Annotated in this window: 11 protein-coding genes; 7 read left to right on the top strand and 4 right to left on the bottom strand. The window is 63.1% G+C overall.

The window, feature by feature from the left end; all coding sequences use genetic code 11:
• Nucleotides 1-117 precede the first annotated feature (117 nt).
• The 4 genes from HMPREF1484_RS06150 to HMPREF1484_RS06165 all read left to right on the top strand — a co-directional run bounded on the left by HMPREF1484_RS06150 (nt 118) and on the right by HMPREF1484_RS06165 (nt 5,097).
• The gene (locus HMPREF1484_RS06150) at nt 118-1,377 is read left to right on the top strand and encodes an MFS transporter (RefSeq protein ID WP_016664165.1); all 1,260 of its coding nucleotides are present in this window, start codon (nt 118-120) and stop codon (nt 1,375-1,377) included.
• Between the two features lie 44 nt (nt 1,378-1,421).
• Entirely contained in the window at nt 1,422-2,429 is a 1,008-nt protein-coding gene (locus tag HMPREF1484_RS06155; protein WP_016664166.1) for a PPK2 family polyphosphate--nucleotide phosphotransferase, read from the top strand.
• Between the two features lie 111 nt (nt 2,430-2,540).
• Nucleotides 2,541-3,035 (top strand): thiol peroxidase, encoded by a 495-nt coding sequence (gene tpx / locus HMPREF1484_RS06160; RefSeq protein WP_016664167.1) that lies wholly within the window; start codon nt 2,541-2,543, stop codon nt 3,033-3,035.
• 151 nt (nt 3,036-3,186) lie between these two features.
• Nucleotides 3,187-5,097: a potassium transporter Kup gene (locus HMPREF1484_RS06165; protein ID WP_016664168.1), complete on the top strand. Its 1,911-nt coding sequence runs from the start codon at nt 3,187-3,189 to the stop codon at nt 5,095-5,097.
• Between the two features lie 20 nt (nt 5,098-5,117).
• On the opposite strand, the gene HMPREF1484_RS06170 is transcribed toward HMPREF1484_RS06165, so the two are convergent.
• From HMPREF1484_RS06170 to pgi, 4 genes are all read right to left on the bottom strand, one after another.
• Entirely contained in the window at nt 5,118-7,352 is a 2,235-nt protein-coding gene (locus HMPREF1484_RS06170; RefSeq protein ID WP_016664169.1) for an NADP-dependent isocitrate dehydrogenase, read from the bottom strand.
• A 72-nt stretch (nt 7,353-7,424) separates the two neighbouring features.
• Nucleotides 7,425-8,198: a ZIP family metal transporter gene (locus HMPREF1484_RS06175; protein WP_016664170.1), complete on the bottom strand. Its 774-nt coding sequence runs from the start codon at nt 8,196-8,198 to the stop codon at nt 7,425-7,427.
• A gap of 51 nt (nt 8,199-8,249) precedes the next feature.
• Nucleotides 8,250-9,284 carry a 6-phosphofructokinase gene (locus tag HMPREF1484_RS06180; RefSeq protein ID WP_016664171.1) on the bottom strand — a complete coding sequence of 345 codons (1,035 nt, stop codon included), beginning with the start codon at nt 9,282-9,284 and terminating at the stop codon, nt 8,250-8,252.
• Nucleotides 9,285-9,480: 196 nt separating this feature from the next.
• The gene (gene pgi / locus HMPREF1484_RS06185) at nt 9,481-11,172 is read right to left on the bottom strand and encodes a glucose-6-phosphate isomerase (protein WP_016664172.1); all 1,692 of its coding nucleotides are present in this window, start codon (nt 11,170-11,172) and stop codon (nt 9,481-9,483) included.
• A gap of 177 nt (nt 11,173-11,349) precedes the next feature.
• Here pgi and typA point away from each other — a divergent pair, with 177 nt between their 5' ends.
• From typA to fdxA, 3 genes are read left to right on the top strand one after another with little or no spacing between them, the layout of a single operon-like run.
• Nucleotides 11,350-13,266, top strand: a complete 1,917-nt coding sequence (gene typA, locus HMPREF1484_RS06190; protein ID WP_016664173.1) for a translational GTPase TypA — start codon at nt 11,350-11,352, stop codon at nt 13,264-13,266.
• A 14-nt stretch (nt 13,267-13,280) separates the two neighbouring features.
• Nucleotides 13,281-13,757 carry a hypothetical protein gene (locus HMPREF1484_RS06195; protein WP_016664174.1) on the top strand — a complete coding sequence of 159 codons (477 nt, stop codon included), beginning with the start codon at nt 13,281-13,283 and terminating at the stop codon, nt 13,755-13,757.
• A complete protein-coding gene (fdxA, locus tag HMPREF1484_RS06200) occupies nt 13,754-14,086 on the top strand; it encodes a ferredoxin (RefSeq protein WP_016664175.1) in 333 nt (110 codons plus the stop codon). The genes HMPREF1484_RS06195 and fdxA overlap by 4 nt, the downstream gene beginning before the upstream one ends.
• Nucleotides 14,087-14,116 lie beyond the last annotated feature (30 nt).

Here is a 14,116-nt window from a genome sequence, read left to right on the forward strand (position 1 = left end):
CCACCACAACTTGGAGGAGACTCGCGTCTTTTCCTAGAGTGTTGGGCGCTGCGCGGGTCAACATCCGTGAGCCCAGGCACCTGACGTGTCTGCCGCATAACGATGAAGGGGTGTGCCGTGTCGGCTGTTCCTCCTACCGTGACAGGCTCTATTCCCGCGATTAACCCGGAGGTCGATCCGTCGACCCTCCCCGAGGCAGCACCGAACAGCGAGCCGGAGAGCTCGAATTGGATCGCGGTGGTCGCGCTGGCTCTCGGGATCTTCACGCTTATCACCATCGAAGAGCTTCCCATCGGCGTGCTCACGCTTATCTCCAACGACCTCGGTGTGAGCCGAGGAACCGTCGGGCTCGCCGTGACACTTCCCGGCGTGATCGCGGGCGTTGTGGCCCTACTCGTGCCGAGCGTGACTCGCCCCTTGAACCGTAAGACCGTGCTGCTACTCGCTCTTCTCTCGGTAGTCGTGAGTTGCACGATTTCCTTCTTCTCCACCTCGTGGCCGCTCTTTCTTGCCTCGCGCATTTTCACCGGGATTGCAATCGGGATGAACTGGCCCGTGCTTCCGCTCGTCGCGATTGGCCAGGTAAAAAAAGAGGACCGCACGACTGCGCTGACCATTGCGTTTGCCGGGAACGGGAGCGCGCTCGTGCTTGGACTGCCTCTCGCAACGTGGCTCGGAACGATGCTCGGGTGGCGCGGCGCGTTCGCTGCCACGGGTATTCTCGCCCTCGTCGTGGGCCTCATGATGGTCGCAATGGTCAGGCCCGTGCAGTCGGCCGCGGTGGAAACCGTGCGCTCGACCCTCGGTGCTGTGAAGATCCGCGGCGTGCGCTACGCATTTGTGCTGACGCTCATTATCGTGACGGGCCAGTTCGTCTCGTACAGCTACGTGAGTCCGATCCTTCAAGACTTCGCCCACGTCGATCTCGAAAAGATCAGCATGTACCTGCTGCTTTACGGGGCGCTCGGCCTCATCGGGAACTTCGCCGCCGGCCCGCTCATCAAACGCTCTGCTGCCTTGGCGGTTCTTGTCCTTGCGGTGGGTACGGCGCTTTCGCTCATCCTCGTCGCGACCGTGATGTCCGCCCCCGTCAATGCTCTCGTCATCATCGCTGTGTGGGGCTTTTTTGGCGGCATGGCCTCGGTGTCGATTCAGTCGCTCGTCAACGCCGAGGCGGGGGATCGAGTTGAGGCAGGCACCGCTCTCAATAGCGCGGCATTCAACATTTCGATCGGTGGGGGTGCGATCATTGGCGGCCTCATCGTGGACAGCGCCGGGCTCCGCGCGGCGGTCTGGGTGTCGACGGCTGCCGTCGCCCTCGGTGCCCTCATCGTGACGCGCTTCATCGCACTCACGCACAGGCGAGCCTCTAGGTAAGTATGAGTCAGGGAGGGCCCCTCGCCGCTTCCTAGACTGAAGGTATGGCCAAAAAGGACAAGAAGAGCAAAAAGAGCACTGAGAACGCTCAGGCGCCCGTGCGTGAACAGCGCGAACAGATCGTTCTCGATCAGGCGAAGAAACACCTGAAGGTAAGTGATGCTGCACTCGACATCGTCGAGGACGGTACCTATGTTGACGCGCGCCCACGCGGGCACGAGCTCCCGCTCGACCTCGAGGGCTTCACTTCCGTGCGCGACCTCTCGACGAAGGCGCGGCTCGAGTTTGGCGGCGACAAGCAGGACGGCAAAGCAATCCTCGCCGCCCGCAGCGCGTACCTCAGTGAGCTCCAGGAGCGACTGTGGGCCGAGCATCGCGACCAAGAAAATGGCCGCCGCGTCCTTCTCGTGATCCAGGGCATGGACACTGCCGGCAAGGGCGGAATTGTGCGTCACGTGGTGGGCGCTGTTGACCCGCAGGGCGTGCGAATCAAAGGTTTCAAGGCCCCAACGGCAACGGAGAAGAATCGCCACTTCCTGTGGCGTATTCGTCGAGCGCTTCCCGAGCCGGGCTTCATCGGCGTGTTCGATCGATCGCACTACGAGGACGTGCTCATCCACCGCGTCCACGGGTGGGCAGACGACAAGACTCTCGCGAAGCGCTACAGCGACATCAACAGGTTTGAAAAGCAACTCGTCGAAGAACGGGGCTACGAGGTCGTGAAGGTCATGCTGCACATCTCCAAGGAGGAGCAGTGGGAGAGGCTCTACGAGCGTCTCGAACGCGAAGATAAGCACTGGAAGTTCAACATGGGCGACCTCGACGAACGTGAGCATTGGGATGCATACATGGATGCGTACGACGCTGCGATCCGCGAGACGCACAAGGCGTGGGCTCCGTGGCACGTCGTTCCCGCGGATCGAAAGTGGTACGCGCGGCTGGCTGTTCAGCAGCTTCTGACCGATGCGCTCGAACGCATCGCCCCCGCTTATCCGAAAGCTGACTTTGATGTGAAGAAGGCCATTGAGCGTATGAAAGCGGAGAGGGCGTAGGCGTGTCAGGGTGCGCCGCTTTCTGGCAACGGTCAGATGGCGGTTCTACTGTACGAGTCGTAGCAGGGCCGCATGTCGCGGCCGGACATAGCGATGAAAGAAGGAATGACGATGGCAGAAGTCACCATTGAAGGCGCAACCGTGTCGACGAACGGGGAGCTCCCCAAGGTTGGCGATCAGCTTCCCGCGTTCACCCTTGCAGACGCCGAGCTGAAAGACGTCACTCTTGACGACTTCGCCGGCAAGCGCATTGTGCTGAACATTTTCCCTTCGGTTGACACGCCCACGTGCCAGGCGCAGCTGCGCACGTTCAACAAGAAGGCCTCCTCGCTCGACAACACCGTCGTGATCGGTGTGTCGGTTGATCTTCCGTTCGCGCAGGAGCGTTTCTGCGGCGCGGAGGGCCTCGATGACGTCCACACGTTCTCGGCTTTCCGTTCGAGCTTCGGCAAGGACTACGGCGTGGTGCTGTCCGACGGCGAGTTCGCCGGCCTGTTCGCTCGTGCCGTGCTCGTCGCCGACGAAACCGGCAAGGTTGTGCACTCGCAGCTCGTGCCGAGTGTCGATGACGAGCCCGACTACGAGGCTGCACTCGCGGCTCTCTGATTTCGCGACAGTACGAAAGCGCCCCGGTGTGTGCCGGGGCGCTTTCGTATGTGGGGCTGATAGCCGCTGTACGGCCTTACGGATTCGTGAGCCACGAGACAGCCTTAACGGTTTCTTGACTCATGGGGCCAGGTTAGACTCGTCGGTCGTGATGACAACTCACGCCCGTTCACAAGGTATTTTTGCACTGTCCGTCGCCGCCCTCGGCGTTGTTTTCGGAGACATCGGCACTTCGCCGATTTACGCATTCCAAGCGCTTTTCACAGAGGCCGACGGCCACCCGCTTCCCCCTGATCCCCAGCATATTTTTGGTGCGTTGTCCCTCGTGCTGTGGGCAGTCACCTTCACGGTCTCCATTAAGTACGTAGGTGTGCTCCTTCGTGCCGATAACGACGGTGAGGGAGGCGAGCTCTCGCTCACGGCGCTTCTGACATCCGTCCTGTCGAGCGCGCGCACGCGAGGTCTGCTCGGCGCGGTAATGGTGCTCGGGATGTGCGCGGCGGGTTTGTTTTACGGCGATTCGCTCATCACCCCGGCCATCTCGATTCTGTCGGCTGTGGAGGGACTCGAAGAGGCGTCTCCCGCCCTCGGCCCGCTCGTCGTGCCAATCGCGCTCGTGCTCGTGCTTGCCTTGTTCAGTATTCAGCGGTGGGGGACGGGCGTCGTGGGCCGCGCGTTCGGGCCCGTCATGATCGTGTGGTTCCTTGTGATCGCGACCTTCGGCGTGCTGTCGATCGTGAAGACTCCGGAAATCATCGGGGCGCTTTCCCCGCATCACGCTCTCGGTTTTATCGTGACGGAACCGCTCTTGGCCTTCTTCGCTCTCGGCGCTGTTGTGCTGACGGTGACGGGAGCAGAAGCCCTGTATGCGGATATGGGGCACTTTGGTCGAGGACCGATCGCGAGGGCATGGTTTGCGCTCGTCTTCCCGTGCCTCGCACTGAACTATCTGGGGCAAGGAGCGCTCGTTCTGCGCGAACGCAGCGCGAGCCACCCGTTCTACGATCTCGTCCCGCACAACCTTCAATTCCCCGTGGTGATTCTTGCGACCCTCGCGACGATCATTGCCTCGCAGGCCGTGATCGCGGGGGCGTTTAGCGTGTCGATGCAGGCCCAGCGGCTGGGGTTGCTTCCGCGCCTCACGCATACGTATACGAGCGAGCACAAGGGGCAGGTGTATGTGCCCGGTGTGAACTGGCTACTGTGCGTGGGGGCACTCGTGCTCATCCTCGCCTTTCGCTCCTCGCAGGGGCTCTCGAGCGCGTACGGCATCGCCGTTTCGGGATCGTTCCTCCTCTCGACTGCCCTCTTGTTCCTCTACCTCCGCTACGTGCGAAAGTGGGCACTGTGGAAGGTAATCGTCGTGGCCGCGTTCTTTGCGAGCGCCGAGCTCTTCCTGTTTGCGGCCAACGCCGCGAAAGTATTCACGGGAGGGTGGATTCCCCTCGTCGTATCGGCGCTGTGCATCGCGACGATGCACGTGTGGCGCTTTGGCGCCAATCGCCTTCGTGAGCGCCGCCGGGACCTGTGCGGAACGTGGGAGGAATTCGTGGCGCGCACGGAAAAGAAGCAGCTCCAAAAGCTCCCGGGAACCGTCGTGTACCTCCACCAGGATGTCCATACGCCGCCGCTCGCGCTTCTCACGCAAACGCGCGTGAATCGCGCCATCCACTCGCGCGTCGTGATTGCTGAGGTGACGACCGAGCCTGTTCCACGCGTGAACGCGGAAGATCGCATCAAGATTCTGGACGTCCCGGGCGTGCCCGACGGCGTCGAATGCGTGAACGTCCACTTCGGCTTCAAGGAACACCTGGATGTGCCGAAAGCGATGCGTCTTCTCGCCTCGTGCCCCGATGCGAGCGAGCGTTGGAGCAATCAGCGTCTCAAGTCCACGTGGTTCGTGACAGCGCGCGCCAACCTCGTGCTTGCGCCCGCGACGTTCCTGACGCTCGTCGCGAAGAAAGTGTTCCGCGTGATGTTCAAAAACCAGGCACGCGCAAGCGACCACTTCCACTTGCCGGTTGCGCGTTCGATGGGCGTCGAAACCGACCTGCGCTTCTAGGGAGGTCGGAGGCGGGCGCGTTAGCGCGCCGCGAGCTGGTCGATGATCGCGTTGAGCGTGGCTGAAGGGCGCATGACCGCTGCTGTCGATTCAGGATCGGGCCGGTAATAACCACCGATCTCGGCCTTCGTGCCCTGAACCGCGAGAAGCTCGCGCTCGATGTCAGCGGCGGACTCATCAAGCTCGCTCGCGACGGGCGTAAACGTGCGCGCGAGCGCACTGCTGTCGCTTTGTGAAGCGAGCTCACGCGCCCAGTACAGTGCGAGGTAGAAGTGCGAGCCTCGATTGTCGGTGCCGCCGAGGCGCCGCTCGGGTGACTTGCCTTCGGTGAGCAACGTTTCGGTTGCGCGCTCGAGGGTATCCGCGAGCACCTCGGCATCGTGATTGTCGTCGCGGCGCGCAAGATGCCGCAGCGATTCGGCGAGCGCGAGGAATTCCCCGAGAGAGTCCCACCGTAGGTAGTTTTCCGTCACGAGCTGCTGGACGTGTTTCGGAGCGGAGCCGCCCGCTCCCGTCTCGAAGAGCCCGCCGCCCGCCATGAGGGGCACAACCGAGAGCATTTTGGCGCTGGTGCCGAGCTCCATGATGGGGAAGAGGTCGGTCAGGTAATCGCGCAGAACGTTGCCGGTGACCGAGATCGTGTCGAGTCCGTCGCGCGTCCGCGCGAGAGTCTCCCACATGGCCTCGACGGGGCTGAGCACGCGGATGTCGAGGCCGTCGGTGTCCTCGTCGGCGAGGGCGCGCTCGACCTTCGCCGCAATTTCGCGATCGTGGGCCCGCTCCGGGTCAAGCCAGAAGAAGGCGGGTGTTTCGCTCAGGCGGGAACGACGCACAGCGAGCGCGACCCAGTCGCGCACGGGTGCATCCTTCGTGTGGCACGCGCGGAAAATATCGCCGGCCTGGACGGCGTGCGATGTCAGCGCCGCATCGTGGCACCCGCACGTCGAGCGGATCTCGATTCGCCCGTCTGCGGGGGCGATGAAAGTCTTGTCGTGGCTGCCGTATTCTTCGGCTTTTTCCGCCATGAGGCCGACGTTTGGCACGGTTCCCATGCGCGTCGGATCGAAGGCACCGTGGAGGCGACAGTCGTCGATCACAACCTGGTAGATGGGGGCATAGGAGCTATCGGGAATGACGGCAAGCGTGTCGTGCAGGGCGCCGTCGGACCCCCACATTTTTCCGCCCGTGCGGATCATCGCGGGCATGCTCGCATCCACGATGACGTCGCTCGGCACGTGAAGGTTCGTGATGCCGCGATCCGAGTCGACCATCGCGAGCTTGGGGCCTTCGGCGAGGCGGTCATTCACGAGCGTGCGAATCGCTTCGGCGGTTTCGGCATCGAGCGCCTCGAGGCCCGAGAGGATCGCGCCGAGACCGTTGTTCGCCGAGAGCCCCGCATCCTCGAGTTTTGCCCCGAACCGCGTGAAGACCTCGGGGAAGAATGCGCGCACCGCGTGACCGAAGATGACGGGGTCACTGACCTTCATCATCGTGGCCTTGAGGTGGAGCGAGAATAGAACGTCGTGCTCGCGGGCGTTATCGATCTGAGCGGTGAGGAATTGCTCGAGAGCACCGATGCTCATGACGCTCGCGTCAATAATGTCGCCGTCTTCGGCGGCCACGGTGTCTTTGAGGATTGTTTCGGTGCCGTCGGTGGCGACGTGGACGATCTGGAAGGTTGTGTCGCCGTGAACGACGAAGCTTCGTTCGCTCGAGCGGAAGTCGCCCTCGCTCATGGTGGCGACCTCGGTGCGCGAGTGAGTACTCCACTCGCCCATGCGATGCGGGTGGGCCTTCGCGAAATTCTTGACCGCGCGCGGCGCGCGGCGGTCAGAATTTCCTTCGCGGAGCACCGGATTGACGGCGGAGCCTTTGACGGCGTCGTATCGCGCACGGATGTCGAGTTCGGTGTCGGTTTCGGGGCTATCCGGGTAGTCGGGGAGGTCGTAACCGCGTGCCTGAAGTTCGGCGATTACGGCTTTGAGCTGCGGAACCGAGGCCGAAATGTTGGGAAGCTTGATGATGTTCGCCTCTGCGGTGCGAGCGAGGGCGCCGAGCTCGGCGAGAGCGTCACGTTCGCGTTGGTCCTCGGGGAGGCGGTCCGCGAATGCGGCGAGGATGCGAGCTGCGAGTGAAATATCGCGGGTTTCGATGTCGACGCCGGCCTTCGAGGCGAAGCCACGCACGATTGGTAGGAGCGAGGCGGTCGCAAGCATGGGGGCTTCGTCGGTGATGGTGTACATGATGGCGGACATCAGCTTCTCCTCGCGGTGATGGTCACGAACTTCTCAAACGTACCAGGCGGCGGCGGGGTGCAAACCTCGCGCTCAGCCGGCGAGCGCCCATAGGCTCGCGGCCATGACAAGCGCACCGACACCGCACCACGTGAGGGTTCGCGCGAGCCGGGTGTGCGTGTAGGCGAGGGGGAGGAGCTCGAGCGCGCTGATCGCGATCATCACCCCTGCGATGAGGGGGTTTGCCCATTCGAGGTTCGCGGCGTGCCCCGTGGCGGTGAGGAGCCCGTAGAGCGCGAGGGCTCCGACCGGTTCGGACAGCCCCGAGAGCGCTGTCGCGGCGATGGCCTTCGTGCGTGACCCGGTCGCGTGGAGGATGGGGGCGGCCACGGCGACGCCTTCGGGAACGTTATGCAGCGCGATCGCGGCCGCAAGCGGGAGTGCGAAGACGGTGTCTTGCAGGGCACTTGAGAAGGTCGCGAACCCTTCGGGAATGTTGTGCGCGGTGAGTGCGAGAGCCGTGATGAGGCCCGTGCGCAAAAGCGCTCGTGCACTTGAGGAGTCCGACGGTTGCGGCGCCTCCCTAGCGCTCGTGACCGCACGGCGCTCCCACGCTCGCGAAGCAAGGTCGAGGGCGCCCACAATGACGAGGCCGGCAACGCAGTAAAGGGTGGTCGTGCCAGCTCCGAGCACACCGATCGAGTGGGGGAGGAGCTCGAGAGCACTGACGGTGAGCATCGCACCTGCGGCGAACGCGAGAGCCGCGCCTAGGGCTTTCGGTTCGCGGGCACGCTCACTCAAGGCTATGAGAGAGCCGAGGATCGTGGCGAGCCCGGCAATTGTGGTGAGGGCGAGCGCGGTCAGCATGTTAAGAATTATTATCAAAAAGCGGGACTGGGGCGCAAATGCGCGGCGTTCCTACCCAAAAAGGACGCGAACCTCGTCCCATCTGGACCTGGGCACGCGCTTTACCGAGTCGATTGCCTCGGTGAGCGGCTCGTTCACGATGTCGGTCCCGCGCAGTGAAACCATGCGACCAAAACCGCCTTCGTGCACGAGGTCGATTGCGGCCATGCCAAATCGGGTCGCGAGGACGCGGTCGTACGCATTCGGTTCGCCGCCGCGCTGGATGTGTCCGAGCACGGTCGCGCGGGTTTCGATACCCGTGGCTTCTTCGATATAGGGGGCGAGGCGCTGGGCGACGCCGCCGAGGATCGGTCGGCCAAATTCGTCCATCTCGTAGTCCATGAAGTCTGCCGGCGCGTCCTTCGGAACGAACCCCTCGGCGACGACGACGAGTGGGGAGCGGCGCTTTGAGCGTGCAGCGCGCTGCGCAACGTACTCGCAGATTTCGTCGATCGTGAGCGGGAATTCGGGGATGCAGATGACATGCGCGCCTGCAGCCATACCCGAGTGGAGCGCGATCCAGCCGACGCTGCGCCCCATGACCTCGGCGACCATGCATCGGTGGTGGCTGTTGCCGGTCATACGCAAGCGGTCGAGGTTCTCGGTTGCGATATCAACGGCGGTATTGAAGCCGAACGTGTAGTCCGTGGCGTCGAGGTCGTTATCCACTGTTTTCGGGACGCCGACCACGGGGATGCCGGCCTCTGCGAGGCGATTGGCCGTGAACAGTGTTCCGTCGCCACCGATAGCGATGAGGGCGTCCACATCGTGGTCCTCGAGAACTTTGCGCACACCCTCGGCGCCCCCTCCGTCCTCGTGAAAGGGGTTGACGCGCGAGGTGCCGAGGATCGTTCCGCCCTGACGGCCGATGCCGCGCACAAGGCGCCGAGGGATCGGGATGAATTCGTTGTCGCGTACTCCCTTCCAGCCGTCGAGATAGCCCACGAATTCATCTTCGTAAATGGAATCTCCCTTGAGGACTGCTCCGCGGATGACCGCGTTGAGTCCCGGGCAGTCGCCGCCAGAAGTCAGAATGCCGACCTTCATGCCACTCTCCTTCGGTTATGTCTTGCGCCACGTCCATCCTAGAGACAAAGTCGCGGGACTTCGTGGGAATCCCGCTAGGCGGACCGACTGCCGAGCCGCAACGGCGTTGGATTGCATAGGGGTTGTGGGGGTTACCCACTTGTCAAAGAAAACGGGACCCCGCCTCGGCGAGGTCCCGTTTTCTTAAGCGCGCAATTTAGGCGCGGTGCGCGCGGTAGTACTCGATGAGCTGACGCGTCGAGGAATCCTGCTCGGCGAGAACCGACTCGTCGCCCGCGACGGCGCTCGTCAACTGCTTCGCGAGCTGCTTGCCGAGCTCAACGCCCCACTGATCGAAGCTGTTGATGCCCCACACTGCGCCCTGCACGAAGGTGATGTGCTCGTACAGCGCGATCAGCTGGCCGAGGACGCTCGGAGTGAGAGCGCTCGCCATGATCGAGGTGGTCGGACGGTCGCCTGAGAACACGCGTGCGGGAACAAGCGCGCCGGTCGTCCCCTCGGCCTCAACTTCCTCTGCGGTCTTGCCGAAGGCGAGCGCTTTGGTCTGCGCGAAGAAGTTCGCGAGGAAGAGCTCATGGACGTCGGTATCGCCGTCCTTGAGTGCGTAGGTGGGATTAGCAAACGCAATGAAATCCGCGGGAATGAGGCGCGTACCCTGGTGGATGAGCTGGTAGAAGGCGTGCTGACCATTCGTGCCGGGCTCGCCCCAGAAGATCTCGCCGGTCTCCGCAGTCACGGCTGAGCCGTCGTAACACACGGACTTGCCGTTGGACTCCATCGTGAGCTGCTGGAGGTAGGCGGGGAAGCGATGAAGGAATTGGCTGTAGGGAAGAACCGCGTGAGTCTCGGCGCCGAGGAAGTTCACGTTCCACACGTTCACGAGCCCCATGAGCAAAGGCACGTTTTCCTCGGGAGCTGCTGTGCGGAAATGCTCGTCCATCGCGTGGAAACCGCCGAGGAACTCTTCGAAGGCCTCGGGGCCGAACACGACGGCGAGGATCGTGCCGATCGCCGAATCGACCGAGTAGCGACCGCCCACCCAGCTCCAGAACCCGAAGGCGTTGGCCGGGTCAATACCGAATTCCTCGACCTTGTCGAGTGCGGTCGAGACGGCCACGAAGTGCTTCGCGACGGCTTCGGCATCCTGTGATTCAGCGACGCCCGCGGCGTGCAGGCCGTCGAGCAGCCACGCGCGCACGAGCTTCGCATTCGTGATCGTTTCGAGCGTCGTGAACGTCTTCGACGCGACGATCACGAGGGTTGTTTCGGGATCGAGGTCGCGCGTCGTCTCGCCCACGTCGGTCGGATCAATGTTCGAGATGAAGCGTGCCTCAATCCCCGCATCCGCGAGCGGGCGCAGTGCCTCGTACACCATCACGGGGCCGAGGTCGGAGCCGCCGATGCCAACGTTGATGACGGTCTCGATCTTCTTACCCGTAACGCCGGTCCACTCGCCGCTGCGAACCTTATTCGCAAACTCATAGATGCGTTCGAGGACCTCGCGCACATCGGCATCGACATTCTGGCCGTCGACGTCGAGGGCGGGGGATGCCCCCTTCGGGCGTCGAAGCGCGGTGTGTAAAACGGCGCGGTCCTCGGTCGTGTTGATGTGCGCGCCCGTGAACATGTCGTCGCGGCGCTTGCACACGCCCGTCTCGTTTGCGAGATCGAGAAGGAGTCCGACGGTTTCTTCGGATACAAGGTTCTTCGAGAGATCAACGAACAGATCCGCCGCCTCAAAACTCAGCTTCTTGGCGCGATCGGGATCTTCGGCGAACGCTTCGCGCAGGCCTTTGTCGAGCATGCCGTCGTGCTCTTCGAGGCGTTGCCAGGCCTCGGTAGTCGTCGGATCAACGGGGGCGGGGGAGAGATTGCTGTTTTCACTCATGTTTCCATTGTGATCCCTCACCCTGTGAGGCAGATTTCTATTCGTCACGCGAGAAGGCTCACGCAGCCGATAAGGGGCCCGGACGCGTTACCATGAATCGGGCGCGCGTGGGCCAGGCAAGCGTCGGACCCCCACACCTCACGAGACTTCCGCCGATCCCGAACAGATAAGGCTCCTATGACCATTCAGCACCGCTCCGATCTTCGAAACGTCGCGATCGTCGCCCACGTCGATCACGGCAAAACGACCCTCGTGGACGCCATGCTCCGCCAGGGCGGCGCGTTCGGCGAACGCGACAAAGTTGACGAGCGTGCGATGGACTCCGGTGACCTCGAGCGCGAAAAGGGCATCACCATCCTCGCGAAGAACACCGCGATCCACTATTCGGGGCCGACGGCAGCCGAGATCGGGCACCCCGAGGGCATTACGATCAACGTGATCGACACCCCCGGGCACGCCGACTTCGGCGGCGAGGTAGAGCGCGGCCTGTCCATGGTCGACGGCGTCGTGCTGCTCGTGGACGCGTCCGAGGGGCCGCTCCCGCAGACCCGATTCGTTCTGCGCAAGGCCCTTGCCGCGAGCCTTCCCGTGATCATCGTCGTGAACAAGGTTGATCGTCCCGACGCCCGCATCGACGCGGTCGTCAACGAAACAACGGATCTCCTTCTCGGCCTCGCTGAGGACCTCTCGCAAGACAACGCCGAGATCGACTTCGACGCACTGCTCGACGTCCCCGTGATCTACGCCTCCGGCAAAGCTGGGCGTGCGAGCGCGAACAAGCCCGCAGACGGCGAGCTTCCCGATTCCGAAACGGTCGAACCGCTCTTCAAGACGATTCTCGAATCGATCCCCGCTCCCGAATATGACGACGACATGCCGCTGCAGGCACACGTCACGAACCTCGATGCTTCGCCGTTCCTCGGCCGTCTCGCGCTCTTGCGCATCGAGAACGGCGAGCTCAAGAAGGGCCAGCAGGTCGCGTGGGCGACCCGCCACGGCGATATCAAGAGCGTGAAGGTCACCGAACTTCTCGAAACGAAGGGGCTCACACGCGAGCAGATGACGCGCACGGCGCGCCCCGGCGACATCGTGGCCGTTGCGGGTATCCCCGACATCATGATCGGCGAAACCCTCACCGACCTCAACGATCCTCGTCCGCTCCCACTCATCACCGTGGACGACCCCGCGATCTCGATGACGATCGGCATCAACACCTCGCCGATCGCCGGCAAGGTCAAGGGCCACAAGCTCACCGCCCGCCAGGTCAAGGACCGCCTCGATGCCGAGCTCGTCGGCAACGTGTCCCTCAAGGTTCTGCCCACTGATCGCCCAGACGCATGGGAGGTTCAGGGCCGCGGCGAGCTCGCTCTCGCGATTCTCGTTGAACAGATGCGTCGCGAAGGCTTCGAACTGACCGTGGGGAAGCCGCAGGTGCTGACCCGCGAGATCGACGGCGTCACGTGCGAACCGATCGAGCGTATGACGATCGACGTTCCCGAGGAATACCTCGGGACAATCACGCAGCTCATGGCCTCCCGCAAGGGGCGCATGGAAACCATGAACAACCACGGTTCGGGCTGGGTGCGCATGGAATTCCTCGTTCCCGCGCGCGGCCTCATTGGTTTCCGCTCGCGCTTCTTGACCGAAACGCGCGGTACCGGCATCGCCTCCTCGCTCGCCGAAGGCTTCGAGCCCTGGATGGGCCCCATTGAATTCCGCAACACGGGCTCCCTCGTGGCTGACCGCGCGGGTGCCGTGACGCCGTATGCGATGATCAACCTCCAGGAACGCGGCTCGTTCTTCGTGGAACCCACCTCAGAGGTGTACATGGGGCAGGTTGTCGGCGAAAATTCCCGCAATGAAGACATGGACGTGAACATCACGAAGGAAAAGAAGCTCACGAACATGCGCTCGGCCACGGCAGACGCGTTCGAGAATCTCATTCCGCCGCGCAAGCTCACGCTCGAGGAGTCGCTCGAATTCGCCGCCGAGGACGAATGCGTCGAGGTCACCCCCGAAATCGTGCGCATCCGTAAGGTCGTCCTCGACCCGACCGAGCGTGCGCGCGCTCGCGCTCGCGCCCGCAACTCGTAATCGAGGGCGAGACAATGAGTCACAAGGACCCCAACGAAGGCGTCATTTTCGCCGACGGTACGAGGCCCACCTCGCGCGCGACCGAGATCGTTGTCGGCGCGATCGTGGGGGTGCTCGGCGGCCTTGTCGTGATTGGGACGCACCGTATGCGCTCGACCGTCCAAGACGTGTCCGTGCCGTGGGGGCTCCTGTTTGGTTGCGCCTACGAGGTCGTCGCAACCTGCATGCTGGTCGCGCTTAGCGGGCGCAAGCTCCCACTGTTCATCGATGCTCTCGCCTTCACACTCGTGGCCGTGTATTTTTCGGGCACGTCGCTCGGGGGAGGGCTTCTCGTTCCAGCACAGATTGCGGGCGAAGCGCAGTGGCAGGGCTGGGCCGCCCAGTTCCTCGGCGTGATCGTGCCTCTCGTGGGTGTCGCTATCGTGTGGGCCATCCAAATCAGAAACATCGCGCGCGCGAACCAGCGCGAAGAAAGGACTGTGAAGCCATGACCTACGTCATCGCCCTCCCGTGCGTTGATGTCAAAGACCGTGCCTGCGTTGACGAATGCCCCGTCGACTGCATCTACGAAGGCGAGCGTTCGCTGTACATTCAGCCTGACGAATGCGTCGATTGCGGTGCGTGCGAACCCGTGTGCCCCGTCGAAGCGATCTACTACGAGGACGACCTGCCCGATCAGTGGAGCGAGTACTACCGCGCGAATGTAGAGTTCTTCGACGAGCTCGGAAGCCCCGGTGGTGCGGCGAAGCTGGGTCCGCAGTCGTTTGACCACGAGGTCATCGAGAAACTTCCCCCACAGGAAAACCCGCTCGAAGGCTAAAACCTCGAAGCAAAAGTCCACGTGGCCTGC

The organism is Dermabacter sp. HFH0086, assembly GCF_000413375.1.
Taxonomy (GTDB): domain Bacteria; phylum Actinomycetota; class Actinomycetes; order Actinomycetales; family Dermabacteraceae; genus Dermabacter; species Dermabacter hominis.